We start from the raw sequence: 23715 nt of genomic DNA, 5'->3' as shown, positions 1-23715 counted from the left end.
GATCACCAACAATGAGGGAAACGGACGCCGCAGCCATAGGCGGTGTCGATGTCCGTCCGATTGCGGCGCCATGAAATTTTGGTGACAGGCGGTTTTATCCCCGGATCAGTTCCTGCCAGCGTCCGGGCGTCATGCCGTAGCTCTTCTTGAAATGCCGGGTGAAATGGCTCTGGTCGGCAAAGCCCGCTCCTATTGCGGCGTCGGCCAGCGGCGCGCCGGACAGCAGGGCGCGGCGGGCGCTCTCCAGCCGCCGCATGACTAGATAGCGATGCGGACTGGTGCCCGTCAGACGCCGGAATTGGCGCGCCAGCGCATAGCGGTCGAGCCCCGTCAGCGTTTCGAGGTCCTGCGAGGTGACGGTCTGCTCGCAGTGGTCCCGCAGATAGGCCGCCGCCCGGTCGACCGCGGTTCTGGCCGATGCTTCCGACCGCTGCGCCGGCAGTCCCGCATGGCGCTGCAGGCCGGCGGCGATGCGGGACAGCACGTCGTCGAAGGCCAGCGCATCGGGGTTCGCGTCGATATCCTCCAGCGCCTCACTGAGCGCCCGGGCAAGATCAGGATCGCTGAACACCGGCGTGGCGACGAAGGGCAGGCTGAGATCCGTCTCGCCACCCGCCTGGCGGATCAGTTCGGGCGCGACATAGAGCATGCGGTAGCGAAGGCCGTCTTCGGTGCCGGCCGCCCCGTCATGCAGTTCGTCGGGATGCAGCACGATGATTTGGCCCGGCTGGCTGAACCGGCTTTCGCCGCGATAATGGAAGGTCTGCACGCCCTGCAGCGTCAGCCCCAGCGCATAGGTGTCGTGGCGGTGCGGCGCAAAGCCGTTGCCGCGGAACGAGGCCTCGATCCGCTCGATGCCGAGCGCCGTCGGGCCGGTGCGGATGCCGTCGGCAAGGACCCTGCACGAACGTTCAAGACCGTCCTGTGCCGGGCCTGCTACCTCGGGCGACATCGCCAGGCGGCCCTGGTGACCCTGACTGGAGTAAGACATGTTCGATACCAAATTCGTCATCGTGCTGCGCGACGATCTCGCGCAATGGCAGAAGCTCAACGTTACCGCCTTTCTGACCAGCGGCATAGTCGCAGCCACGCCGTCGATCATCGGCGAGGCCTATCGCGATGCGAGCGGCAATCTCTACAATCCGCTGAGCATCCAGCCGATCGTCGTGCTGGGTGCCGATCAGGAAACCCTGCGCACCATCCACTGGCGCGCGCTGGAGCGTCAGGTCACCACATCGCTCTATATCGAGGAGATGTTTGCCACCGGCCACGATGCCGCCAACCGGGCCGTCTTTGCCGAATATGGACCGGACACTGCCAAAGTGGTCGGCATAGCATTGCGCACCGACAAGAAGGCCGCCGACAAGATCACCAAGGGCGCCAAGCTGCACGGATGAAGTCGATACCAAGCTCGATCGCGATCGGGGCGAGGATCACCAGGGCGCCGATGGGCGTGGAAAAGCCAAGGAGAAAGAACATGGCGACGCTGACCAGGAGATAGGCGCTCCAGGCGATGCGCTGCGATGTGCGCAACCCGGCCACGCCGACGGCCAGATTGGCCAGGGCAAAGAAGATCACCAGGACGTTGGCCGCATTCGCTCCGACAAGATCAGAGTTGAAAATGCCGATGACCGCGCGTGACAGGACCGCAATGATGAGGGCGAAGGCCATCAGCCTTTTCGATGGAATCACATCCAGCATTCAGGCCTCCCGCGCCAGAACGGCCAAACTCGCCAGCCAATGTACTCCCCAGCCTCTTGGTCGGCCGTAAGCATTTCGCCGAAAAGGGCATGGATGGTGAATTTTCCCGATATCTCTTCAGTCCGCTCACGGCTCATCGGGCAGTCCCCGCTCAGTCCTGTGACAGCTGGAGCAGGTCGCCCCAGTCGGCGCGGCGTGCCTGGCGGAAGGCCTCGCCGTCGCGACGGCTGATCACGGTCTCCTGTGCCGTGCCGTCGCCCAGACAGAGCTTCAGCCGGCCGACACCGCCCGACATGCGCGGCGGCGACAGGACGCGGGCGCCCGACCGCGTGATCGGCAGCCTTGTGGCGGCGACAAAGATGTATTTCTCGTCTTCCCACGGCACATCGGCCTGCTTGACCTGGCGGTGGATGCGCGAGCGCGCCACCCGGCGGGAAAAATGGCACCAGTCCGGCGAGACGATCGGGCAGGCGTCCTGGTGCGGGCAGGGGGCGATCAGAGAGGCGCCGGCCTCAAGCAGCGTCTGGCGGGCGGTGAGGATGCGCTTCCAGCCGGCCGGCGTGCCGGGCTCGATGATGACGATCGTGTCCGTGGTCAGCTCGAACAGCTTTCGCGTGACGTCTGCAATGCGGTTTTCGGCCAGCTCGTCCAGCACATAGGCAAGCGTCACCAGATCCGCCTTGTCCATCTGCGGCAGATCGCCAAGCACATCGCCGGCCCGCCAGTCGCAGGCGATCGTCAGCGCCGCTGACAGCGTCTCTCCGACCTTGCGGATGGCGGGGCTTGCCTCCAGCATCGTCGCCGATTGCAGGCCGGGCCAACAGTCGACGGCCGCCCACAGCGCCGTGCCGGGTCCGGCGCCGACATCGATCTGGCGTTTCGGCGCAAACGTGTCATGCACCTCCGCCACCGCCTCCAGCGCGGCGCGCGCCGCGGCAAAGGTGGCGGGCAGGCGGGCGGCGAGATAGGCCTTGGCGGCAAGCTCGTCGCTCAAGTGCAGCTGCCCGTCGCGCACCTCGCGGCGATAGCGGTTGGACAAGCGCTCGGCAGCCTTCATCAAGGGGTCGAGAGGCTGGTGTTCGAGCAGGCGCTCGACGGCGCTCTTCAGGGCGGCTGGCAATTCCACGGGGGCGGTATCCGGTCAGTCGGTGCGTTGATGGAGGATTAGAGCAAGCGCGTCACTTTGACGAGACGCAAAGTCGTACGCGGCCACTCTAGCGCCGCGCTTGCCATTCCGGCCGGAGGATCGACATCATCACGCTGTCCAGCCGCTCACCGTCCGGCGCGAGGATCGCCTCGCGCTTGATGCCTTCCTCGACAAAGCCGAGTTTGCCATAGACGTGTTGGGCGCGGGCATTGTTGGCGATCACGTTGAGCCACAGCCGATGGGTCGGGGTCTGCTGGAACACCCAATCCATGCAGAGCTGCACCATACGGCTGCCGTTGCCCTTGCCGGTGCCGCGAACGGCCAGCCGCTTGATGAACAGATTGCCGGACGGATCGTCGAAATCGCGCAGGAAGACGAAACCGAAATCACCGTCCTCGCCATCCACGCCGATCAGATAGGCGCAGGTCGGATCGGCAAAATGCGCGCTATGCTGCTCCTCCGAAAACCGGCCGATGAACTGCTCGTAGCCCGGCTGGCGCTCGACATCCATGATGAAGCCGATGTCATCGGCGGTGGCGCGGCGCAGATGGATGTCGGCCATGGCTCAGAGCTCCACGGCCTCGACCTTCTTGCCGACGAAGCGCAAGGCTACATGGCCGTCGATCAGCTTCAGGGCGGCATCGCCGAACAGCTCGCGCCGCCAGCCCTGCATGGCCGGCACGTCGGCAGCCTCGCCATCGGCGGCGATCTTGTCGAGATCCTCGCTATTGGCGATCATCTTGGCGGCGACGCCATGCTTTTCGGAGGTCAGCCGCAGCAGAACCTTGAGCAGTTCGACGGCAGCCGCCGCACCCTCGGGCGCATGGCTATGACGATGGGCCTGCGGCCATTCCGATTTCGGCAGGGCGAGTGCGGCGTTGACGGCGTCGGTGATCGCCGTGCCCGACGAGGAGCGTTCCCAGCCTTTCGGTACGGTGCGAAGCCGGCCGAGCGCTTCGGAATCCTTCGGCTGCTGCTGGGCGATCTCGTAGATCGCATCGTCTTTGAGAACCCGCGAGCGCGGCACGTTGCGGCTCCGGGCCTCCCGTTCGCGCCAGGCGGTGACCGAGCGCATCACGGCCAGTTCCTGCGGCTTTTTCAGCCGCATCTTCAGCCGCTGCCAAGCGTCGTCCGGATGCAGGTCGTAGGTCTCGCGCGATTCCAGAACCGCCATTTCTTCCGTCAGCCAGCCGGCGCGGCCCTCGCGCTCCAGCTCGGCCTTCAGCTTCAGATAGACGTCGCGCAGATGGGTGACATCGGCCAGCGCATAGTCGAGCTGCTTTTCCGAGAGCGGCCGGCGGCTCCAGTCGGTAAAGCGCGACGACTTGTCGAGCGCCACGCCTTTGACCTTCTGCACCAGCTGGTCATAGGACACGCTGTCGCCGAAGCCGCAGACCATGGCGGCCACCTGCGTATCGAAGATCGGATGCGGCAGCAGATTGCCGAGATGGAAGACGATTTCGATGTCCTGACGGGCCGCGTGGAACACCTTGACCACATTGGTATCGGCCATCAGCGCGAAGAACGGCGCAAGATCGATGCCCTTGGCGAGCGGATCGACGATCACCTCGAGATCGGGGCTTGCCATCTGGATCAGGCAGAGTTCCGGCCAGAACGTGGTTTCGCGCAGAAACTCGGTATCGATCGTTACGAATTCCGATTGGGCGAGTTGGCGGCAAGCCTCCTCAAGCGCAGCAGTGGTTTCAATCATTTCAGCTCGGTCATCGAAAATTGCGTTGTCAATCTTCCTTCCCCTTTAGGCCGGGGATGTCAAGGCGAACGGCCGCTTGCGGCGCCGTTCAGCGGCCGGGTCAACCGTTATTTCGTGAGCGCCACGCCGCGCATCGCCGCGATGTTCTGGCGGTGCACGGCCTCATAGGGTTCGAAATAGCCGATCCGCCCCGCCGCCACATCCGCCGCCACGAATTGCGCCAGCGTCTGGCTGTCGAGACCGGGGTGGGAGACATCGTCCATCAACCGCTTCAGATAATCGCGATTGGCCTCGATCAGGGTGGTCCCGTAGCCGCCTGCCTTGATGACCTCCGGATCGCCGTGATTGGGCAGGATGCGGCGGATCGGCAGGGTGAGCAGGCGGTCCAGCTCGCGGATATGGGTCGCCGTATGTTCCGGCTCTGAGATATAGGTGACGGTATCCTCCACCGTGTCGCCGGCCAGCAACAGGCCTTCCTCCGGCAGCCAGAGAACGGTGCCGTCGGCGCTGTGAATGTCGAATTGCAGCAGTTCGACGGTGCGGGACCCGAGCGTCAGGACAAGCCTGTCGCGAAAAAGCCGGTTGGGCATGACCAGCGGCGTGATTGGCGGCTCGCCCGTCTCCAGCTTGGCGCGGTTGGCTTCAAGCGTCTCGGCGGTCAGTTGATTGGCAATGATCTCGCAATCGGCAAAGACTTCGTTGCCGGCCACATGATCGGTGTGCCAATGGCTGAGCACGACGCGGATATTCGTGACCCCGAGGCTCTCCAGATGGCGGCGGATGGCGCGGGCATGATCGAGCGAGATATGGGTGTCGTAGACGATCGCCTCTGAACCCTCGACGATCGCATAGGTCGCCACACCCAGCGCATAGGCGCCGTCGTCCAGCCAGTTGTCGTCCGGGGAATGCAGCCGCTTGCCGGCAATCCGTCCGTCGTAATAGGCAAAGACGCCGGGAGCAGGCGTGAGAATGGAGAGGGTCGCGGAAAGGTCGGGCACGGCGGACGTCCTTGGTCATGAAAGGTTCAGCCGCGAAAGACGCGGCATCCGAGGCCGTCTGTCAAGGCCACCGCAAAGCCGGTATCACACGACGCGAAGATAGCTGGTCATGCCGGTCTTCTGGTGCTCGATGACGTGGCAGTGAAACACCCAGTCGCCGGGATTGTCGGCCACCACCGCCAACTGCACCTTCTCGTCCGGCAGGATGAGATAGGTGTCGGAGATCAGCGGCAGCACCGGCCGGGTCGAGGACGACAGCACATGAAAATTCATGCCGTGCAGATGGATCGGATGGGCGTGCGGCGTGACGTTTTCGAGGTTGAAGATAGTGGTCTGGCCGAGTTTCAACTCGGCAAGCGGCGCCATCGGGTCGGCGCTGTCGCCCGGCCACGGCACCTTGTTGATCGCCCAGAAGGAATAGCCAAGCGTGCCGCAGATCGAATCGCGCGCCGCATTCTCGGCCGTGGCACTGAGCAGCAGCGGGATCTGCTGGGCGTTCGACAGATCAGGCGCCGGGGCCGGATTGGGCTCAAGCGCCGGCACGTCGCCGAGATCGCGCTTCAGGGAAGGGCCGACCGCACGGAACGAAGCAACGGACTTGGGCGCGCTCGGCCTGACATCGCTGAGCGTGACGATCTGGCCTTCGCTGTCGGGCATGCGGATTATGAGGTCGAGCCGCTGGCCGGGGGCGACGATGGCCATCTCAAGCGGCATGGGCGAGGGCAACGGCTGGCCGTCCAGGGCGACGATCAGCGCCTCCGCGCCGTCGAGCGTCAGATTGTAGAGGCGCGTCACGTCGGTCGCTGCAATGCGCAGCCGCACGAGACCGCCGGCCGGCAGGTCCTGCTGCGGCTCGACCTGCCAGTTGGCGGTCCGCACCGTGCCGAACGTACCGGTTTTGGCCGCATCGCGCGGCTTGAACTGTTCGATGAACTGGCTGTTGCCGCCGAGCCGCCAGTCGCGCAGATTGAGCGCGATCTCGGCGTCGAACGCGGGATCGTTGGGATCCTCGACGATCAACAGGCCGGTCAGCCCGCGGCCCATCTGCTCCAGCGTGTTGCAATGGGGGTGATACCAGAAGGTGCCGGCATCCGGCGGCGTGAAGCCATAGTCAAAACTGTCGCCGGTATAGATATAGGGCTGCGTCAGGAACGGCACGCCGTCCATGCCATTGGGGATGCGCAGGCCATGCCAATGCACCGTGGTCGGCTCGTCGAGGCGATTGGTGAATGTGAGCGCAAAGGCCTCGCCGCGCGTCATGCGCAGGGTCGGCGGCATGGCGCCGTCGATGCCGCCCGGCTGGCGATAGGTCATCATGCCCCGGGTCGGCGCCTTGCCGTCGATCAGCGCGTCGGTGACCGCTGCTTCCAGAAGATAAGGATCGCTCGCGGCAAAGGCGCCGGACACCTTGCCGGCAAGGCCTAGGCCCAGGCCATAGGCACCGGCTAGGGCAGACCCTTTCAGCAGGGTGCGGCGCGACAGGGGCAGCATGGCTCTCTCCGGGGTCAGTCGATCTGTCTGTCATTTTAAAGTTGAGTTTCGAAATCAGCAATCAGGAAACGACGGCCATCTTGCCGCAGTCCAGCCGCATCATGTCCAGCCGGATCATGCCCGGTCGGTCTTATCCTTGGCTGGCTCGGCGGGCGGCGCGCCGGCCAGCTTGCTGAAGAAGGTCGAGGTGCGCAGCAGATTGCGAAAGCCCATGCGGCGCTCCGTCGTCGGCACGCCTTCGCGCACCGTCATGCGCTGCACCGTATAGATGAGGAAACAGGCCAGCACCGCGGCGGTATAGTAAAACAGGGCATGCGGTCCGAACAGGTCGATCATGAACGAGGCAAACAGCGGCCCGATGACGGCGCCCAGCGACCAGAAGAACAGCGTGCCGGCCGAGACCAGCGCATGCTGGCCGGGGGCGGCGTGGTCGTTGGCATGGGCCGAACAGAGCGAATAGAGCGGCATGGCAAAGGCGCCAAACAGGAAGATGCCGACATAATTGAGCCAGGGGCTGCTATCGGCAAACAGGGCGATGAACAGGCTGGCGGCCAGCGACCCGAGCGTCGCCACCAGGATGATCTGTCGGCGGTCGAGCTTGTCGGAATAATGGCCGAGCGGATATTGCAGCACGACGCCGGCAAAGATCCCGACGCTCATGAAGGTGGCGATCGAGGTCACCGACATGCCGATGCCATCGGCATAGATGGGTCCCAGCGAGCGAAAACTCGAATTGGTCAGGCCGACGACCACGCAGCCGATGGTGGCCAGCGGCGAGACGCGCCACAGCGTGCGCACGTCGAACTGCACATGGGCCGGCGCCTCCGGGCTGGAGCGGTCGGCAAAGGAGATCGGCACCAGCGACAGGGTCAGCGCCATGGAGATGATGGCAAACAGCTGAAAACCGTCGAGGCCGACGGCCGGGATCATGTATTGCGCCAGCGTCACGGCGCCAAGATCGACGAAGCGGTAGACCGACAGGGTGCGGGCCCTGGTGTCATTGGTGACGCGGGCATTCAGCCAGCTTTCCACCACCGCAAACAGGCCGGCGAAGCAAACGCCCTGGATCAGCCGCATCAGGAACCAGCTGGTCGGGTCGATGAACAGCACCATGCAGATCGAGCCGGCCGAGGCGATCGCCGCCAGCGCCGAGAAGGCACGGATATGGCCGATCGAACGGATGATCCGCGTCACGTAGATGCAGCCGATGGCAAAGCCGATATTGTAGCCGGTGCCGATCACGCCGATCATCGATGGCGAAAACCCTTCCTGGAGGGCGCGCAGCGATATGAAGGTGCCCTGCAACCCGTTGCCGCCAATCAGGATGCCGGCGGTGATCAGGAGGGGAATAAGCGAGCGGATCGGGGACATGAGGATGCTTTGCACAAGATCGCCGGACCAAAGCGGCATGCTGAACCTATAGACAGATTCACGACCGGTTGTCTTGCGGCAAAATCATGGCAGTCCGTCACGGCTATGGGCGTCAGAAAAACGGCCGTCCGCCGACCGCCTGGAGGAACGTCCCGGCCACCACCGCGATGCTCAGTGTGCCCGCCGCCAGCAGTCCGGCGACCACCAGCCGCGGCATCACCAGCTCCAGGACAAGCCCGACAATCGGCAGGGCCTGCATGATGTGGGTGGCGAAGAAATGCGGCACCCTGAGGTCGCCGCCGCTGCGCGACCAGCCAAACAGCAACAGGCCGCCCGCGTCGGTCCGAACACCCCCAACCCAATGGCCGGGGCCGCCGATCTGGCCGCTGCCGAGCGCAAAGGCGGTGAGAAGGGTCAGCACGCTGCCAAGGATCAAGCCCCATGCGCCGCCGAGCTGAAGTCCCGCGGACGCGTCCGGCGCCGGCCGCAACAACAGGAAGAGACCGATCGTGAGGCTCGCCAGCACCAGCAGGGCGGCGCCTATGCCCATCATGCCATAGGCGAGGGCTTCGATCGGCGTCTCGGCGTTAAAATGCGAGGCGCGTCCACGCGCCGCCTGCAGGGTGATGTAGAGGATCTCGCCGCTGGCCGTCACGCAGGCAAGGAGACAGGCGAGCCAGACGCCCCAACCTTCGCGCACCGTCGTTTCGATGAGGGGCAGCAACAGCAGGATCGTGCCGAGCATCAGGACCAGCGAGGCCTGGAATTTGAGCGGCTTGCTCCACACGCTGACGCCGTTGAGCAGCCGGTCGTCCAGCATCAGGGCCGCAAGGCTTGGCAGCGCCAGCGCCACCTGCAGGCCGATCGCCACGATCAACAGGCGCTCAGCGCTTGACTGAGCCATCGGGCCTACCAGCCCATGGCCGGGCAGGAAGGTCGTCGTTCCGTCGAACAACAGGGTCATGGCTCACGCCTTTCTGAAGGTCAGCGCCATGTCGGTGGCGCGGGTGAGATAAAAGACGAGAAGCCCGATTGGGCCGAATAGGAAGGTCGCCGCCAGGATCAGCGCCTGCAGGAGCCGGTGATAGCCGCGCCGGTCAGCCTCGACGGCGATCCAGGTGCCGACAAAGAGATCGAAGGCGAGATAGTGGATCCAGCCGGCCACCAGAACGCCGTCGCTCATGAACAGCGCACGCACCTCGGCAATCGAGCCGAAGCCGCCGCCCGCGACGCGGAAGAAGTAGACGAAGATCAGAACGGCATAGGTCAGGGAAAGGGCGCCGATCAGGCCGAAGCGGATCAAGCCGATGACGGCCTGCCAGCGCGGCAGCAGGATCAGCGCCAACCAGCCGGCCATGGCCGCCGTGCTGGCCACGGAAAACAACAGTTCGAAATGCATGGCGGCCTCATCTTGACGGTGACAAGATCAACACTGCCTGGCGAACTTGGCAATGTCAAGATGGCTTTGACAGCGACCCCTTCAAAGGGTTAGACAAAGGACATGACGCGACAGAAATCCTATCACCATGGCGACCTTCGCCAGGCGCTGCTCGACACCGGCCTGGCGATGCTGGAAGAGGGCGGTGTCGAGGGTCTGACATTGCGCAAGCTGGCGGCCCGTGTCGGCGTGTCCCATGCCGCCCCGGAACATCATTTCCCCAGCCTGAAACATCTGACGACGGCATTTGCCGTCGAGGGTTTTCGCCTGTTTGCCGCCTCGATGCGCGCCGCCATGGGGACCGCTCCACAAGACCCGGCCGAACAATTGCGTGCCGCCTTACGCGGCTATCTCGCCTTTGCCGCGGCACGCCCGCATCTGTTTCGCCTGATGTTCACCGCAACCCGTCTCGATTGGGACGATCCGGCCCTGGAACAGCCGGCGACGGCAGCGCACGCGGTTCTCGAAGAGGTCTCGCTCCCGGTGGCAAGACGCATGAAGCTCGATACGCCCGAGGGCAGGGCGGCCGTCGAGCAATTGGTCTGGTCGCAGATCCATGGCCACGCCCATCTGATGATCGACGGCAAGCTACCGCCGGAGGGCGGCGCCGGCTGCGAGCCCTTCGCGGCGCCGCTCGATCTGGCGAGCATGCTTTTGCCGGAGTGAGGCGTGCGCGGCGGTTCGTTTTGCGCCAACACCGGACGTCGCAGTCGCTGAAGAATTTCTTGTTCTGTGACGTCGCAACAATCAGGACAGCAATTGTCGCTTTCATTGGAACATTTGGGACTGAAGGTGCTTTCCGCAGACACCTACATTCCAAGGTAGATTTCACAATGACACTAGCTCAAATTCTCATTTTTCTGCCTGCTGCTGCGGTCGTAGCGGCCTCGCCAGGTGCGAACAACCTTCTCGCCTTTGCGAACGGCAGCCGGCAGGGTTTCCTGCCATCGGTTATCGCTCTCTTTGGGCGATGCATCGCCTTCGTTATCATGATTGCAATGGTCATTGTGGGCCTCGGCGCGCTGTTGGAAGCATCAGAACTTGCGTTTCAGATCGTCAAATGGGCGGGCGTCGTTTACCTCTTCTATCTCGGCGCTACGATGATCGTCGCCCGCGACCACGGGACCGCAGGCGGCACTCGCGCTGCGCAGGGACCCTATGCTTTGGCGCGGCGCGAGTTCCTGGTTGCTATGACCAATCCCAAAGCTGTCCTGCTGTTCACAGCGTTCGTGCCTCAGTTCATCACAAGAGGCGGTGAAGATTCCTTCACCGTGCAGCTTGTCGTGCTAGGCGCGATCTACATTGCCGTGGAGTTCGTCGCCGCGATGGGATGGGCGTTGGCTGGCAGCATTATTCGATCCTTGCAGCCATCCGCCAAGCGGATGCTGCTTCTGAACCGGATCACAGGCGCACTGATGCTTGGCGCTGCGGGGGTGCTGGCCTTCACTCGCCGGGCTTAGACGGCTCGGCCAGTTCGATGCGGGTCGAACTCCGCCCAAAGGCGGAACGATACTTGCGGAAATGGTGTCCAAATCAGCTTCGCAGCGTCGTCGCAGGAGCTTGTCCGTATAGCGTGGGAGCGCCCGCTTCAATACGGCGGCTCGGATGAAGGAAAGCCAGGACTCCGGTCACAATACAACGATGATTTCTATGCTGCGTATTGCCGCGATCCCGAGGGCAATAAGCTATGTTTCGTCCATGCGGGCGAACTTCTATAGGATAGAAGCGTAAGCCCTAGCGACTTTTGCCACGAGTTTTTCCCGTAGAATTCGCCGTCGTTGATTTTGTCGCGACCATTTCGCGGAGGGCGGATGACCGGATTGGGCCGTTTAGAGCCGAGAGGCGTCCGCCGCTAAGCGCCACAAGCGGCCGTTAGATGGGGAAGCGTTGGTCGCAGACCCGAGAGAAGTTGATGACAAGCTTGGTGTCTTTAGCCGAAACGGCAATCAGATCATCGACGTGTTTCTGCATGTAAGCTTTCGCATCGCTCTCGGAACGGTTTGACTGCGCGAACACATCCTCAGCCTGTGCTGCAAGCTTCTCGAACTTTGCCTGATATTTGGTAGAGCGATCCATCTGCCCAGCTTCCTGATAGACCTTCGCCATGATTGCGAAGGCAGCGCCGCATTGGAATAGGTCCTCGCTGCTGTTCGGACCAAGCTTGGTGGAATCCTGCCCGTAGCTTGGCGTTGCGAGGGTGCCGATGGCAATTAAGGCAACGAGAAGACGCATGATACACACCCCGGGAACTGGATGGCACATTCTAGTTGACTGTCGGATGACTGCAATGGGCCAACAGCCGCCAGACGAACTCTTCCGCCTCGCGCCAAATGCGATCGAGGGCACGCGCGACCCCGGCAAGCCTTGACAAATCACCCCACTCATGCGCTTTTCCGCCCGATTTCCCTATGCCAGCCGGGCTGTGCCTGTCGCGCCTGTGCTGACGCCAAAAATGTCCAGGAACCTTTGAAATGCACCGTTACCGCAGCCACACCTGTGCCGCTCTCCGCAAGTCCGATGTCGGGCAGACCGTCCGTCTTTCCGGCTGGGTCCACCGCGTCCGCGACCATGGCGGCCTGCTGTTCATCGATCTGCGCGACCACTACGGCATCACCCAGGTGGTCGCCGATCCCGACAGCCCGGCCTTCAAGCTGGCCGAAACCGTGCGCGGCGAATGGGTGATCCGCATCGACGGCCTGGTCAAGGCCCGCTCGGACGAGACCATCAACAAGACCATGGCGACCGGCGAGGTCGAGCTCTATGCCCAGGAGATCGAAATCCTGGCGGCTGCCAAGGAATTGCCGTTGCCGGTGTTCGGCGAGCCGGACTATCCCGAAGACGTGCGCCTGAAGTACCGCTTCCTCGACCTGCGCCGCGACACGCTGCACAAGAACATCGTCAAGCGCACCCAGATCATCTCCGACATGCGCCGCCGCATGGGCGAGATCGGCTTTGCCGAATATTCGACGCCGATCCTGACCGCCTCCTCGCCGGAAGGGGCGCGCGACTTCCTGGTGCCGTCCCGTATCCATGAAGGAAAATTCTTCGCTTTGCCGCAGGCGCCGCAGCAGTACAAGCAGCTGCTGATGGTGGCCGGTTTCGACCGTTATTTCCAGATCGCGCCGTGCTTCCGCGATGAAGACCCGCGCGCCGACCGCCTGCCGGGCGAATTCTACCAGCTCGACCTGGAAATGAGCTTCGTCACCCAGGAAGACGTCTGGGACACCATGGGTCCTGTCATGACCGGCGTGTTCGAGCAGTTTGCCGAAGGCAAGCCGGTCACCAAGGACTGGCCGCGCATTCCTTACGATGTGGCGATCCGCAAATACGGCACCGACAAGCCGGACCTGCGCAACCCGATCGTCATGGAAGGGGTAACCGACCATTTCCGCGACTCCGGCTTCAAGGTCTTTGCCGGCATGATTGCCGCCAACCCGAAGGTCGAGATCTGGGCCATTCCCGCCAAGACCGGCGGCTCCAGAGCCTTCTGCGACCGCATGAATGCCTGGGCGCAGGGCACCGGCCAGCCGGGTCTCGGCTATATCTTCTGGAAGGAAGAGGACGGCAAGATTGTCGGCTCCGGTCCGCTCGCCAAGAATATCGGCGAGGAGCGCACCGACGCGATCCGCACGCAGCTCGGCCTTGAGGCCGGCGATGCCTGCTTCTTCGTGGCCGGCGATCCCGCAAAATTCTACAAGTTTGCCGGCGAAGCCCGCACCCGCGCCGGCGAGGAACTAAACCTTGTCGACCGCGACCGGTTCGAACTGTGCTGGATCATCGATTTCCCGTTCTACGAATGGAACGAAGAGGAAAAGAAGGTCGATTTCGCCCACAACCCGTTCTCCATGCCGCAGGGCGGCATCGATGCGCTGGAAGGTCAGGATCCTCTGACGATCAAGGCCTACCAGTATGACGCGGTCTGCAACGGCTTTGAAATCGCCTCCGGCTCGATCCGCAACCAGTCGCCGGAGCTGATGGTCAAGGCCTTCGAGAAGGTCGGCCTCAGCCAGACCGATGTCGAGGAGCGTTTTGGCGGCATGTATCGTGCCTTCCAGTACGGCGCGCCTCCGCATGGCGGTGCCGCCTTCGGCATCGACCGTGTCGTCATGCTGCTGGTCGGTGCGAAGAACCTGCGCGAAGTCACGCTGTTCCCGATGAACCAGCAGGCCCAGGACTTGCTGATGAACGCCCCGGCACCGGCGACGCCGACCCAGCTGCGCGAACTGGCGCTGCGGGTCGTGCCGACGCCGAAGAAAGATTGAGCTTGATGTGGGGGCGGCTCGTCGAACGCGTTCGTGCCGCCTTCACCCATGCCCTTGCCGCATCGATTGCAGGCGCGCTGGCCTTTTGGGCCGCGCGCCTTCTTTATGGTCACCAGCAGCCGGTCTTTGCGGCGATCACGGCGGTGATCTGCCTTGCTCCCGGCATTCCCAACCATCTCCGTCAGGGTTTTAACCTGCTGATTGGTGTGACGATCGGCATTCTGGTCGGGGAACTGATCTTCATGATCCCCTTCGATTTCGGTGAATTCCGGATCGCCCTTGCCATCTTCGCAGCCATGCTGGTGGCCGCCATGCCGGGGCTGGCGCCGGTGGTGTCGATTCAGGCCGGAGCCTCGGCTCTTCTGGTCATGGTGATGGGGCCGACCACGGGCGGCATCGTCAGGTTTCTGGATGTGATCGTCGGCGTCTCGATCGGCGCCGCCTTTGCGCTCGCTTTCTTCAGGCGCCGCCCGGACGACAAGGCGTAACGCTCGAAACGTCCAAACCCGTGTTCAGTCCGCGACAATCGCATTGTCGAGGAAGAACCATTGCTCGAGATGGGCCCGGATCATCGGTTCGATCACCGCATTGAGTAGAGCGATATCCTCGATGATCCGTTCGCCATTCTTGGTCTCCGGCGGCAGGGTGATCGGCGGCAGGGCTTGGCAGACGAAGGTGAAGCCGTTCTTGCGCAGATTGTACCACGGGCAGATCGTCGCGCCTGTCATGCGGGCCAGCCGGATGGTCATCGCCAGATTGCCTTCCAGATGCGGCTTGCGGCCGAACAGGGGCCCGCGGATCTTGCCGCCGACGCCCTCGTCGCAGAAGGCCGAGACGATGCCGCCGCTTTTCAGCACCCGGACGGCCGGGCGAATGCCCTCAAGGCCCGGCGGCAGGAAGTTGAGGCCGTTCTTGCGGCGCACCCGCTCCGAAATCCACGCCTTGGCGCGGCCCGGCGGTGGCGTGTAATTGACATAAGGCACCAGACCGGCGCGCTTCAGGACGATCGGGCCGATCTCCCAATTGCCGAGATGCATGCCGACGAAGATCACCGGCCCGCGCTTGGCGGCCTCAGCCACCCATTCGATATTGTGCACCTCGATGCGCTCGGGGTGGTTTGCCAGCCGGTTGATCACCGAAAACTCGGTCATCAGCCGCCCCTGGGTGCGGCAGTTCTCGAGAAACAGCGCCTCCTGCTCGGCCGCGCTCAGATGCGGGCACAATTTTGCGATGGTGGCGCGGGCGCGCTTTTCGGCCGCCTTGTGAAAGCGCGGAATGGCAAAGACGCCGAGACGCGCTCCGAAATTCGAACAGGCGTCCATCGGCAAAAGCTTCAGGCCGAAATGGCCGAGAAGATGCAGGCCGTTCCAGATATTGTCGCTGATCCAGTAGCGCGTGAACGCTGCCCGCCGCTCGCCGCCGGCCAGCAGGTCGGCAAGGCCGGGTCGTTCCGCCCGGTGAAAGATCCAGGCCTTGCGCTTGGCGATGCCGTCCTTGGCCGGATCCTTTGGCGCGCTCATGCCGCGTGCTCCGGGCGCCGATGCAGGGTCACCGGCAATCCGCCCTTCGGCCGCAGGGTCAGACGGCAGATCGGCTCGACCTTGTGGTCGGAGGCGACGCGAACCTTGTATTTCTGGGCAATGATCGCCAGGCACAGGATCGATTCCGTCAGGCCGAAATGCAGGCCCGGGCAGACGCGCGGTCCGCTGGCAAAGGGAATGTAGCTGTAGGGCGTCGGACGCTTGCCATCCAGGAAGCGCTCCGGCTTGAACAGATGCGGATCGTCGAACAGGCCGGCGGTGCGGTGCAGGATCCACGGCACGATCAGCACCAGGGCGCCCGGCGCCACGTCGATATCGCCGATCCTGTCGGCCTGCTTGGCCTGGCGGGCGAGGATCGGCACCGGCGGATAGAGCCGCAGGGTCTCCTCGATGATCGCCTTGCACAGTTCGAGCTTCGGCACGTCGTCGATGGTCGGCGTGCGGTCGCCGCAGACGTTTGCGATTTCCGCATGCAGGGCCTTCTCGACCCATTCGGCGCGCGACAGCAGATACCATGACCAAGTGAGCGTTGCCGCCGTGGTCTCGTGGCCGGCCATGAAGATGGTCGCCGCCTCGTTGCGCAGCGCCACCTGGTCGAGTTTCAGCTCCGGATTGCGCTGCTGCCGGCGGATCAGCAGTTCGACCATGGAATCATGGTCGCCGCGCCCGGCCAGGTGATCTTCCACCACCTTGTCGATAATGCCATGGATGCGCTTCACCGAGCGGCGCAGCGACGGCGTGCGCAAGACGGGAAGGCCCTCGTCGAAACCGAGGAAATAGCCGATATTGATACTGTCGATCAGCGACTGGTAGCTGGTGAAGCTGTCGGTCACCGCGTCGGCGCTGTCCTTGCCGAGCTGGTTGCCGAACACGCTTCTCGAAATGATCTCGGCGGTCAGGCCCGCCATCTCGTGCAGGGCGTTGACGGTCGCGCCTTCCGGCATGCCGTCCCAGCGATGCACCAGTTCGGTCGCCGTCTTCTCCATCACCGGGCCGAAAGTCGGCACGCGGTTCATGTGGACGATGTCGGAGACCAGCGAGCGGCGCTGCTTCCAGGTCTCGCCATCGGAGATGAACAGGCCGTCGCCCAGCAGATATTCCAGCGCCCGGCGCATCTGCGGGCTCTTGCGCTCGAAATTCTCGTGCCGCTTGACCACGACCTGGCGGATCATCTCGGGCGAATTGACCACGACGATCTGCCGCCCGAGCAGCTTGATCTGCGACACCTTCTCGATGTAGTCGCTGGCTCGCCAGATCGACAGGAAATCGGCGCGGGCCTGCAGCAGGAGTTGCAGCGGCTTGCCCGGCGCGCCGGAATAGTACTTGGCATGGGCCGGCTCGAAGACCTCGCCGGAAAGCTGTTCCTTGAATTCGACAGGGCGCTGTAGCCAGGAGAGCATGAAGGATCCGATCATTGCCTGCAGGTGCCGTTCGGGTTTAGCGACCCGTGGCGAGGCGTCAAGCCATTGAGCGGCAGATTACGCCGGATTTGATGCCGGCAGAAGATCGCCACGGGCGTTTCACCTGTGGCGAAAACGCGCTGCCGGCGAACCGGCAGCGGTGATTTCAAAGGGATGCCAACGTCATCAGTCGTTGGCGGTTACGTCGATGCCGAGCACCTTCGGCAGGGTTTCCGGTGCGCCCATATAGGCACCCAGGAGCATCGGGAACGGCACCGGGTTTTCCGGCGTGGCGGTCACGGTGAAACTTTCCGGCTTGTCGATATAGGTGTTGACGGCGGCCGAAACCGTGTTCTGGATCTCGCCGAGCTTGGCCTGGGCCAGGAACAAGGGCACCATTGCCTTGACCATCTGGCCGATATCCTCGCCCGACATGCCGCCCTGCTGGGCGCCGGCATAGTCGAGGCCGCGCTTGGTGATGCCGTCGTCCTCGAAGCGGATTTCGGCGCCGACGAAGTTCATCTGCTGGGCAATGCCGAGCATGGCAAGCCCGGCCGCCTGCTGGGCCTGCTGGTTGTTCGGATCGGTCTGCATGGTGCGGCTGGTTTCCTGCAGCTGCTTGACCAGCTCCATCGTGTAGCCGGACAGGGTGAAGGCGAGGTTCAGCCGGCCGATGCTGGCGAAATCGAAGGCATATTCCTCGACATCGATCGTGCCGCTCGGCAGTTCCCAGCTGCCCTTCATCGTCACCTTGCCGTCGAGGGACTTCAGACCGAGCTTTTCGATCGCATCCTTGGACTTCGCATCCTCGACCATGCTGAGGTCGCCCTTGATGCCGGTGACGGAGCCTTCGAAGCTCAGCGTCGTGCCTTCGTCATCGACGCCCATTTCGGCGCTGGATTCGGCAATCGAGAACACCGGCTTGCCATCGACGGTGACGGAGACCGGGCCGCTATGGGCTTCCTCGTAGAGCATCAGCGAATCGATGTCGCCGGTCGTGGTGTTGCCCGGCACGTGAATGCCGGCAAGGTAGAGATCGGCCACCGAGAAGTTGGCCTTGTCCTGGCTGAAGTTGACGGCCGGAAAATCCAGACGCTCGATGTAATAGGCGCCGCCATCCTCTTCGCTGACCCCCTTGAGGGTGAGGTCGCCGACCGGCAGCGGCTTGGCGTCCGGCGTGTTGACCGTCAGCATGACCCCCTTGAGCAACACGTCGTCGCCATCGACCTCCACGGCATTGGCGGTGATCTTGCCGCTGCCGGCCGCATAGGCGGCGTTGATCTTGGCGAGCAGATCCTGCCCGTCCAGCGCCCAGACCGGGCCGGGAAGCATGACGAGAGCTGCGCCCGCGAGGAGAAGTCTGGTGGTGCTGAAATGGGTCATCGGGGGTCCTCCTGGATCGTGAATGTCCGAAAAACTGCTATCGGCATGAAGAGAGTGTCTTTTATAGGATCGGCATTCAAAAGTTCCACCGCTTTTGCACTTGCCTGAAAATTTGCCAGAACTTGCTGTGACTGTGGATCACAAGCCCCCGTAATCCACAGTCAAGACCCTTGCTTGCCTTGCCGGGGCAGGGCTTCTCGGCTAGTCAGAAACCATGGGAAAAGATCTTGTGCCCCCGCCGGATGGTGGGGATAACGTTACGCCGGTCGATTTGAAGGCTGCGCTCGAAGAGCGTTATCTGGCCTATGCCTTGTCGACCATCATGCACCGCGCGCTTCCCGATGTCCGTGACGGACTGAAGCCGGTGCATCGCCGCATCATCCACGCGATGAGCGAAATGGGCATCAGGCCCAATTCGGCCTTCAAGAAATGCGCCCGTATCGTCGGCGACGTGATCGGTAAGTTCCACCCGCATGGCGACCAGTCGGTCTATGACGCGCTGGTACGCCTCGCCCAGGATTTCTCGCAGCGCTACCCCGTGGTCGACGGCCAGGGCAATTTCGGCAATATCGACGGCGATAGCGCCGCGGCCTATCGTTATACCGAAGCGCGCATGACCGATGTGGCGGCGCTGCTGCTCGAAGGCATCGAACAGGACGCTGTAGACTTCCGCCCGACCTATAACGAGGAAGACGACGAACCCGTCGTGCTGCCGGGCGCTTTCCCGAACCTGCTCGCCAACGGCTCGTCGGGCATTGCGGTCGGCATGGCGACCTCCATTCCGCCGCACAATGCCCACGAACTCTGCGACGCCGCACTCTATCTGATCAAGAATCCCGGCGCCGGCGTCGAGGAGCTGATGTATGATCCGGCCCATCCGCAGAAGGGCGGCATCGAAGGCCCCGACTTCCCGACCGGCGGCGTCATCGTCGAAAGCCGCGAAAGCATGCTGGAAACCTACCGCACCGGCCGCGGCGGGTTCCGCGTCCGGGCCAAGTGGGAAACCGAGGACATGGGCCGGGGTGGTTATCAGATCATCATCACCCAGATCCCCTTCCAGGTGCAGAAGTCGCGGCTGATCGAAAAGATCGCCGAACTGCTGATCGCCCGCCGCCTGCCGCTCTTGGAAGACATCCGCGACGAATCGGCCGAAGACGTCCGCGTCGTGCTGATCCCCAAGAGCCGCACGGTCGATCCGACCATCCTGATGGAATCGCTGTTCAAGCTGACCGAGCTCGAAAGCCGCTTCCCGCTCAACATGAACGTGCTCTCCATGGGCCGCGTGCCGCGCGTCATGGCCCTGAACGAGGTGCTGACCGAGTGGCTGGCGCATCGCAAGGACGTGCTGATCCGCCGCTCGAAGTTCCGGCTGGCGGCCATCGACAAGCGACTGGAGATCCTCGGCGGCCTGCTGATCGCCTATCTCAACCTCGACGAGGTGATCCGCATCATCCGCGAGGAGGACGAGCCCAAGCCGTTCCTGATCGAGCGGTTCACCCTGACCGATCTGCAGGCCGAATCGATCCTCAACATGCGGCTGCGCAATTTGCGCAAGCTGGAAGAGTTCGAGATCCGCAAGGAATTCGACGAACTCTCGGCGGAGAAGGCCGAGATCGAGACGCTGCTCGCCTCCGACGACAAGCAGTGGCAGACCATCGCCTGGGAAATCGGCGAGGTGAAGAAGAAATATGCCAAGGCGACCGAACTCGGCCGCCGCCGCTCGCAATTCGCCAATGCGCCGGATGCCGATCTGGAAGCCATCCAGCACGCCATGATCGAGAAGGAACCGATCACCGTCGTCGTCTCGGAAAAGGGCTGGATCAGGGCGCTGAAGGGCCATATCTCCGACACCTCTAGCCTGACCTTCAAGGAAGGCGACGGCCTGCGCGTGGCCTTCCCGGCCCAGACCACCGACAAGATCCTGCTGCTGACCACCGGCGGCAAGGCCTATACTCTGGGTGCCGACAAGCTGCCCGGCGGGCGCGGCCATGGCGAGCCGATCCGCATCATGGTCGACATGGAAAACGATCAGGACATCCTGACCGCCTTCGTGCACGATCCGCAGCGCAAGCTGCTTTTGGCCTCCACCGCCGGCAACGGCTTCGTGATCGCCGAAAACGAGATGATCGCCAATACCCGCAAGGGCAAGCAGATCATGAATGTCGCCATGCCGGACGAGGCCAAGCTTGCCATCACGGTCAGCGGCGACCACGTGGCGATCGTCGGCGAGAACCGCAAGCTGCTGGTCTTCCCGCTGGCGCAGATCCCGGAAATGACCCGCGGCAAGGGCGTTCGCCTGCAGCGCTACAAGGATGGCGGCGTCTCCGATATCCGCTGCTTCGTGATGGCCAACGGCCTGACTTGGGCCGACAGCGCCGGCCGTACCTTCACCAAGACCGCGGCCGAACTCGTCGAATGGCAGGCAGACCGTGCCACCGCCGGCCGCGCCGTGCCCAAGGGCTTCCCCAGAAGCGGCAAGTTCTCCGGCTGATCGCGGCAAGCCCTTGTCCTGCAAATCGGCCTCCTTGCTTGACCGGGATCAAGGTCGCGCCTATCGCAGCGGATAGTCTTCGTTTGACGACAGGAGTGACGGCCGATGCCCCGATCCATCAGCAGACGCGCAGTTTTGACCGGCGCAGGCGGCGCGCTGGCGCTGGGCGTCGGGGCCTCCGTGCTGGATGTCCGCACCTCGGCCGAGGCTTACCGGCACTATGTGGAGGATCAGCGGGCGGCTTTGTCCGGGCCTTCCGATGCCCGCGCGCTGGTGCGTTATGCGACGCTGGCGGCCAGCGGCCACAATACCCAGCCCTGGCGCTTCCGGATCGGCCCGGACGAGATCGCGATTTCCCCCGATACTGCCCGCCGCACCCCGGTGGTCGATCCAGACGATCATCATCTCTACGTCAGCCTCGGCTGCGCGCTCGAAAATCTGGTGCTGGCCGCCGGCGCCAGCGGGCAGGGGACGAATGTCGGGATCAGCGAGGACGGGCAGACCGGGGCCTCGGTCACCTTGTCCGGCACAGTCACGCCGGGCGCCGACGATGCGGCGATGTTTGACGCCATTCCCCACCGCCAGTCCTGTCGCGCGCTTTATGACGGCAAATCCGTCGCCGCGGAAGACCTGGCGCATCTGAAGACGGCGTCGCAGGTGCCGGGCGTCGATCTGGTGCTGCTGACCGAGCGGCCGCAGATCAATGCGGTGCGTGATCTCGTCATCTCCGGCAACGAGGCGCAGCTGGCCGACCCGGCCTTCCTGCGGGAGTTGAAGGACTGGTTGCGCTTCAGCCCGAAACGCGCCCGCGAGACCGGGGACGGCCTCTATGCGGCCGCCAGCGGCAATCCCGCCCTGCCGGAATGGCTGGGCCGCATTGCCTTCGACCTGGTGTTCAAGGCCCCGGCGGAAAACGACAAATATGCCCGCCATATGGACAGTTCGGCCGGCGTCGCCGTGTTGTCGGCCGTCAGTGAAGGTCCCGCCGGCTGGATGGCGGTCGGCCGGGCCTGCCAGCGCTTCTGCCTGATGGCAACCGCCCTTGGCCTGAAGACCGCCTTCGTCAACCAGCCCGTCGAAGTGGCCGGCCTGCGGCCGCAATTGGCTGAGATGTCGGGGCTTTCGGGCCGACGCCCGGATCTCGTCCTGCGTTTCGGCCGAACCAGCCAGGTCCTGCCGTTTTCGGCGCGCCGTCCGGTCGAGGCGGTTCTGGTCGCCTGAACCACCTGTTTGACAGGATTTGCGCCGTCAGTCGCCGTCCGTGTCAGGCGCGGCGACCACCCGTTCCCAGCCCTGGTTGGTCAGGTGTTCCTGCGGCTGGAAGCGGATCTTGTAGTCCATCTTGCGCGAGCCTTTGACCCAATAGCCGAGATAGACATGCGGCAGGCCGAGCGTCTGGGCCCGGGTGATGTGATCGAGCACCATGAAGGTGCCGAGCGAGCGCTTGGCAAAGGCCGGATCGAAGAACGAATAGACCATCGATAGCCCGTCGCTCATCATGTCCGACAGGGCGACGCCGATCAGCTCGCCCTTGTCCTGGTGCGGCCCGGTCGGTCGCAGCCGGTATTCGATCAGCCGGGTGCGCACATGGGTGTCTTCCACCATGATAGCAAAATCCAGCGCTGACATATCCGACATGCCGCCATTCTGATGGCGATGGTCAAGATAGCGGCGGAAGATCGAGAACTGTTCGGTGGAGGGCTGGGCGGGAAAGGCGGTGGCGACGATATCCTGGTTGTCGGCGACGACGCGGCGCATCGAGCGCGTCGGCGTGAATTCCTTGGCAAGGATGCGCACCGAGACGCAGGCCCGGCAGGATTCGCAGGCCGGCCGGTAGGCGATGTTCTGCGACCGGCGAAAGCCGCCCTGGGTCAAAAGGTCGTTCATGTCGGTGGCGCGCGGGCCGACCAGATGGGTGAAGACCTTGCGCTCCATTTCTCCGGGCAGGTACGGGCAGACAGCCGGTGCCGTGAGATAGAATTGCGGAGAGGTCGGTGTCTGTGTGTTCATCTCACCTGTGCCGTGGGCCGTGCTGGACGCCAGATTGCATTAGCATGGCGAAAGAATGAAAAACGTCAACCGGATGATGGCCATGAGGGGCCTGTTGCCTGCAAAAGGCCCGGTCTGGGCGGCGTTCACCCGATGGGTCGGGCGGCAAGGGCCGCAAGAAGCGAGGGGAGCAGGGCGCCGGGGTCTGACGGCAGGCCGATTCGCGACCGACCGCGCTCGAAAAAGGAGCGGCACCAAAGGGCCGCTCCGTCAGTCGTTGGATGGGTCAGTTCGTGCGGATCGAAGCGGTGCCGATCAACAGGTCGTGCACCAGACGCGAACGCTCGGTAAAGAGGCCGGCCAGCAGGATCAGCGGCGTCAGCACCGAATTGAGGATCCAGAACAGCGCCAGATGGGCGATGGCCGTGATGAAGTCGATCTTCTGGCCATCAAGCCGGATCATCGCGATGCCCATGGCCCGCATGCCGGGCGTTGCCTGCGAAGGACCGGCCAGCGACAGGCCGAAATAGAGACCGGCAACGACGAAGAACAGGATCGGATAGAGCAGGAAGCCGAGCCCCAGCGTCAGGATGCCGAGAAAGAACACCAGCACCGCCGCCGGCACCCACAGGGCTGCCACCAGCAGATAGTCGATCAGGAAGGCGAACACGCGGCGCGACAGCACGCCGCTATAAGCGCGCCAGTCTTCAGGCGCTGCATAGGACGGGTTCGGATCGAGGCTCATGGGGCGGCTTCCTTTCGCGTTATTCCACCAAAATATGGGGAGCAGCC

The 23715-nt window shown here is 63.6% G+C and carries 23 protein-coding genes; 7 read left to right on the top strand and 16 right to left on the bottom strand.

The features are described 5' to 3' along the window. Positions 1-94 precede the first annotated feature (94 nt). Entirely contained in the window at positions 95-991 is an 897-nt protein-coding gene (locus HGO38_RS10590; protein ID WP_250955845.1) for an AraC family transcriptional regulator, read from the bottom strand. On the opposite strand from HGO38_RS10590, the gene HGO38_RS10585 reads away from it, so the two are divergent. After that, the gene (locus HGO38_RS10585; protein WP_250955844.1) at positions 990-1397 is read left to right on the top strand and encodes a DUF2000 family protein; all 408 of its coding nucleotides are present in this window, start codon (positions 990-992) and stop codon (positions 1395-1397) included. The genes HGO38_RS10590 and HGO38_RS10585 overlap by 2 nt on opposite strands. Here the strand turns inward: HGO38_RS10585 and HGO38_RS10580 are convergent. The 9 genes from HGO38_RS10580 to HGO38_RS10540 form a co-directional block, all read right to left on the bottom strand. Then, complete coding sequence (locus HGO38_RS10580) at positions 1369-1701, bottom strand: hypothetical protein (protein WP_250955843.1); 333 nt, start codon at positions 1699-1701, stop codon at positions 1369-1371. The genes HGO38_RS10585 and HGO38_RS10580 overlap by 29 nt on opposite strands. Positions 1702-1852: 151 nt before the next feature. Further along, the gene (locus HGO38_RS10575; protein ID WP_250955842.1) at positions 1853-2827 is read right to left on the bottom strand and encodes a small ribosomal subunit Rsm22 family protein; all 975 of its coding nucleotides are present in this window, start codon (positions 2825-2827) and stop codon (positions 1853-1855) included. A gap of 88 nt (positions 2828-2915) precedes the next feature. Beyond that, entirely contained in the window at positions 2916-3410 is a 495-nt protein-coding gene (locus HGO38_RS10570) for a GNAT family N-acetyltransferase (RefSeq protein WP_250955841.1), read from the bottom strand. Positions 3411-3413: 3 nt separating this feature from the next. Then, positions 3414-4559, bottom strand: a complete 1146-nt coding sequence (gene rnd / locus HGO38_RS10565) for a ribonuclease D (protein ID WP_250955840.1) — start codon at positions 4557-4559, stop codon at positions 3414-3416. 107 nt (positions 4560-4666) lie between these two features. After that, the gene (locus tag HGO38_RS10560) at positions 4667-5557 is read right to left on the bottom strand and encodes an MBL fold metallo-hydrolase (protein ID WP_250955839.1); all 891 of its coding nucleotides are present in this window, start codon (positions 5555-5557) and stop codon (positions 4667-4669) included. 84 nt (positions 5558-5641) lie between these two features. Continuing rightward, positions 5642-7048 carry a multicopper oxidase family protein gene (locus HGO38_RS10555; protein ID WP_250955838.1) on the bottom strand — a complete coding sequence of 469 codons (1407 nt, stop codon included), beginning with the start codon at positions 7046-7048 and terminating at the stop codon, positions 5642-5644. A gap of 114 nt (positions 7049-7162) precedes the next feature. Beyond that, entirely contained in the window at positions 7163-8419 is a 1257-nt protein-coding gene (locus tag HGO38_RS10550) for an MFS transporter (protein WP_250955837.1), read from the bottom strand. A 112-nt stretch (positions 8420-8531) separates the two neighbouring features. Further along, positions 8532-9383, bottom strand: coding sequence for a hypothetical protein (locus HGO38_RS10545; protein ID WP_250955836.1), 852 nt, complete (start codon positions 9381-9383; stop codon positions 8532-8534). 3 nt (positions 9384-9386) lie between these two features. Beyond that, positions 9387-9818 carry an ABA4-like family protein gene (locus HGO38_RS10540; protein WP_250955835.1) on the bottom strand — a complete coding sequence of 144 codons (432 nt, stop codon included), beginning with the start codon at positions 9816-9818 and terminating at the stop codon, positions 9387-9389. A 102-nt stretch (positions 9819-9920) separates the two neighbouring features. Between HGO38_RS10540 and HGO38_RS10535 the strand changes: the two genes are divergently transcribed. Together HGO38_RS10535 and HGO38_RS10530 are read left to right on the top strand one after the other, a co-directional pair. Then, positions 9921-10523 carry a TetR/AcrR family transcriptional regulator gene (locus HGO38_RS10535; RefSeq protein WP_250955834.1) on the top strand — a complete coding sequence of 201 codons (603 nt, stop codon included), beginning with the start codon at positions 9921-9923 and terminating at the stop codon, positions 10521-10523. 167 nt (positions 10524-10690) lie between these two features. Continuing rightward, complete coding sequence (locus tag HGO38_RS10530) at positions 10691-11317, top strand: LysE family translocator (protein WP_250955833.1); 627 nt, start codon at positions 10691-10693, stop codon at positions 11315-11317. A gap of 412 nt (positions 11318-11729) precedes the next feature. Here HGO38_RS10530 and HGO38_RS10525 read toward each other — a convergent pair whose 3' ends face one another. Continuing rightward, the gene (locus HGO38_RS10525; RefSeq protein ID WP_250955832.1) at positions 11730-12089 is read right to left on the bottom strand and encodes a hypothetical protein; all 360 of its coding nucleotides are present in this window, start codon (positions 12087-12089) and stop codon (positions 11730-11732) included. A 239-nt stretch (positions 12090-12328) separates the two neighbouring features. Between HGO38_RS10525 and aspS the strand changes: the two genes are divergently transcribed. Both aspS and HGO38_RS10515 read left to right on the top strand, forming a co-directional pair. Beyond that, on the top strand, positions 12329-14119 hold the full coding sequence (gene aspS, locus HGO38_RS10520; protein ID WP_250955831.1) for an aspartate--tRNA ligase: 1791 nt from the start codon (positions 12329-12331) through the stop codon (positions 14117-14119). A gap of 5 nt (positions 14120-14124) precedes the next feature. Beyond that, on the top strand, positions 14125-14607 hold the full coding sequence (locus tag HGO38_RS10515) for an FUSC family protein (RefSeq protein ID WP_250956001.1): 483 nt from the start codon (positions 14125-14127) through the stop codon (positions 14605-14607). A gap of 24 nt (positions 14608-14631) precedes the next feature. Here HGO38_RS10515 and HGO38_RS10510 read toward each other — a convergent pair whose 3' ends face one another. The 3 genes from HGO38_RS10510 to HGO38_RS10500 form a co-directional block, all read right to left on the bottom strand. Beyond that, positions 14632-15639 carry a lysophospholipid acyltransferase family protein gene (locus HGO38_RS10510; RefSeq protein ID WP_250955830.1) on the bottom strand — a complete coding sequence of 336 codons (1008 nt, stop codon included), beginning with the start codon at positions 15637-15639 and terminating at the stop codon, positions 14632-14634. Next, a complete protein-coding gene (locus tag HGO38_RS10505; RefSeq protein WP_250955829.1) occupies positions 15636-17060 on the bottom strand; it encodes a cytochrome P450 in 1425 nt (474 codons plus the stop codon). The genes HGO38_RS10510 and HGO38_RS10505 overlap by 4 nt, the downstream gene beginning before the upstream one ends. A gap of 186 nt (positions 17061-17246) precedes the next feature. Beyond that, positions 17247-18443 (bottom strand): aq_1923 C-terminal domain, encoded by a 1197-nt coding sequence (locus tag HGO38_RS10500; protein ID WP_250955828.1) that lies wholly within the window; start codon positions 18441-18443, stop codon positions 17247-17249. Between the two features lie 214 nt (positions 18444-18657). On the opposite strand from HGO38_RS10500, the gene parC reads away from it, so the two are divergent. After that, positions 18658-20934, top strand: coding sequence for a DNA topoisomerase IV subunit A (gene parC / locus HGO38_RS10495; protein ID WP_250955827.1), 2277 nt, complete (start codon positions 18658-18660; stop codon positions 20932-20934). Between the two features lie 105 nt (positions 20935-21039). Next, entirely contained in the window at positions 21040-22155 is a 1116-nt protein-coding gene (locus HGO38_RS10490; protein WP_250955826.1) for an Acg family FMN-binding oxidoreductase, read from the top strand. Positions 22156-22182: 27 nt separating this feature from the next. On the opposite strand, the gene HGO38_RS10485 is transcribed toward HGO38_RS10490, so the two are convergent. Then, positions 22183-22944: an arginyltransferase gene (locus HGO38_RS10485; RefSeq protein ID WP_250955825.1), complete on the bottom strand. Its 762-nt coding sequence runs from the start codon at positions 22942-22944 to the stop codon at positions 22183-22185. Positions 22945-23209: 265 nt separating this feature from the next. Continuing rightward, entirely contained in the window at positions 23210-23668 is a 459-nt protein-coding gene (locus tag HGO38_RS10480) for an RDD family protein (RefSeq protein WP_168474477.1), read from the bottom strand. Between the last annotated feature and the right edge of the window lie 47 nt (positions 23669-23715).

Source organism: Rhizobium sp. CG5 (assembly GCF_023701945.1).
GTDB lineage: Bacteria > Pseudomonadota > Alphaproteobacteria > Rhizobiales > Rhizobiaceae > Allorhizobium.
This window is presented reverse-complemented; position numbering and strand designations above follow the sequence as displayed.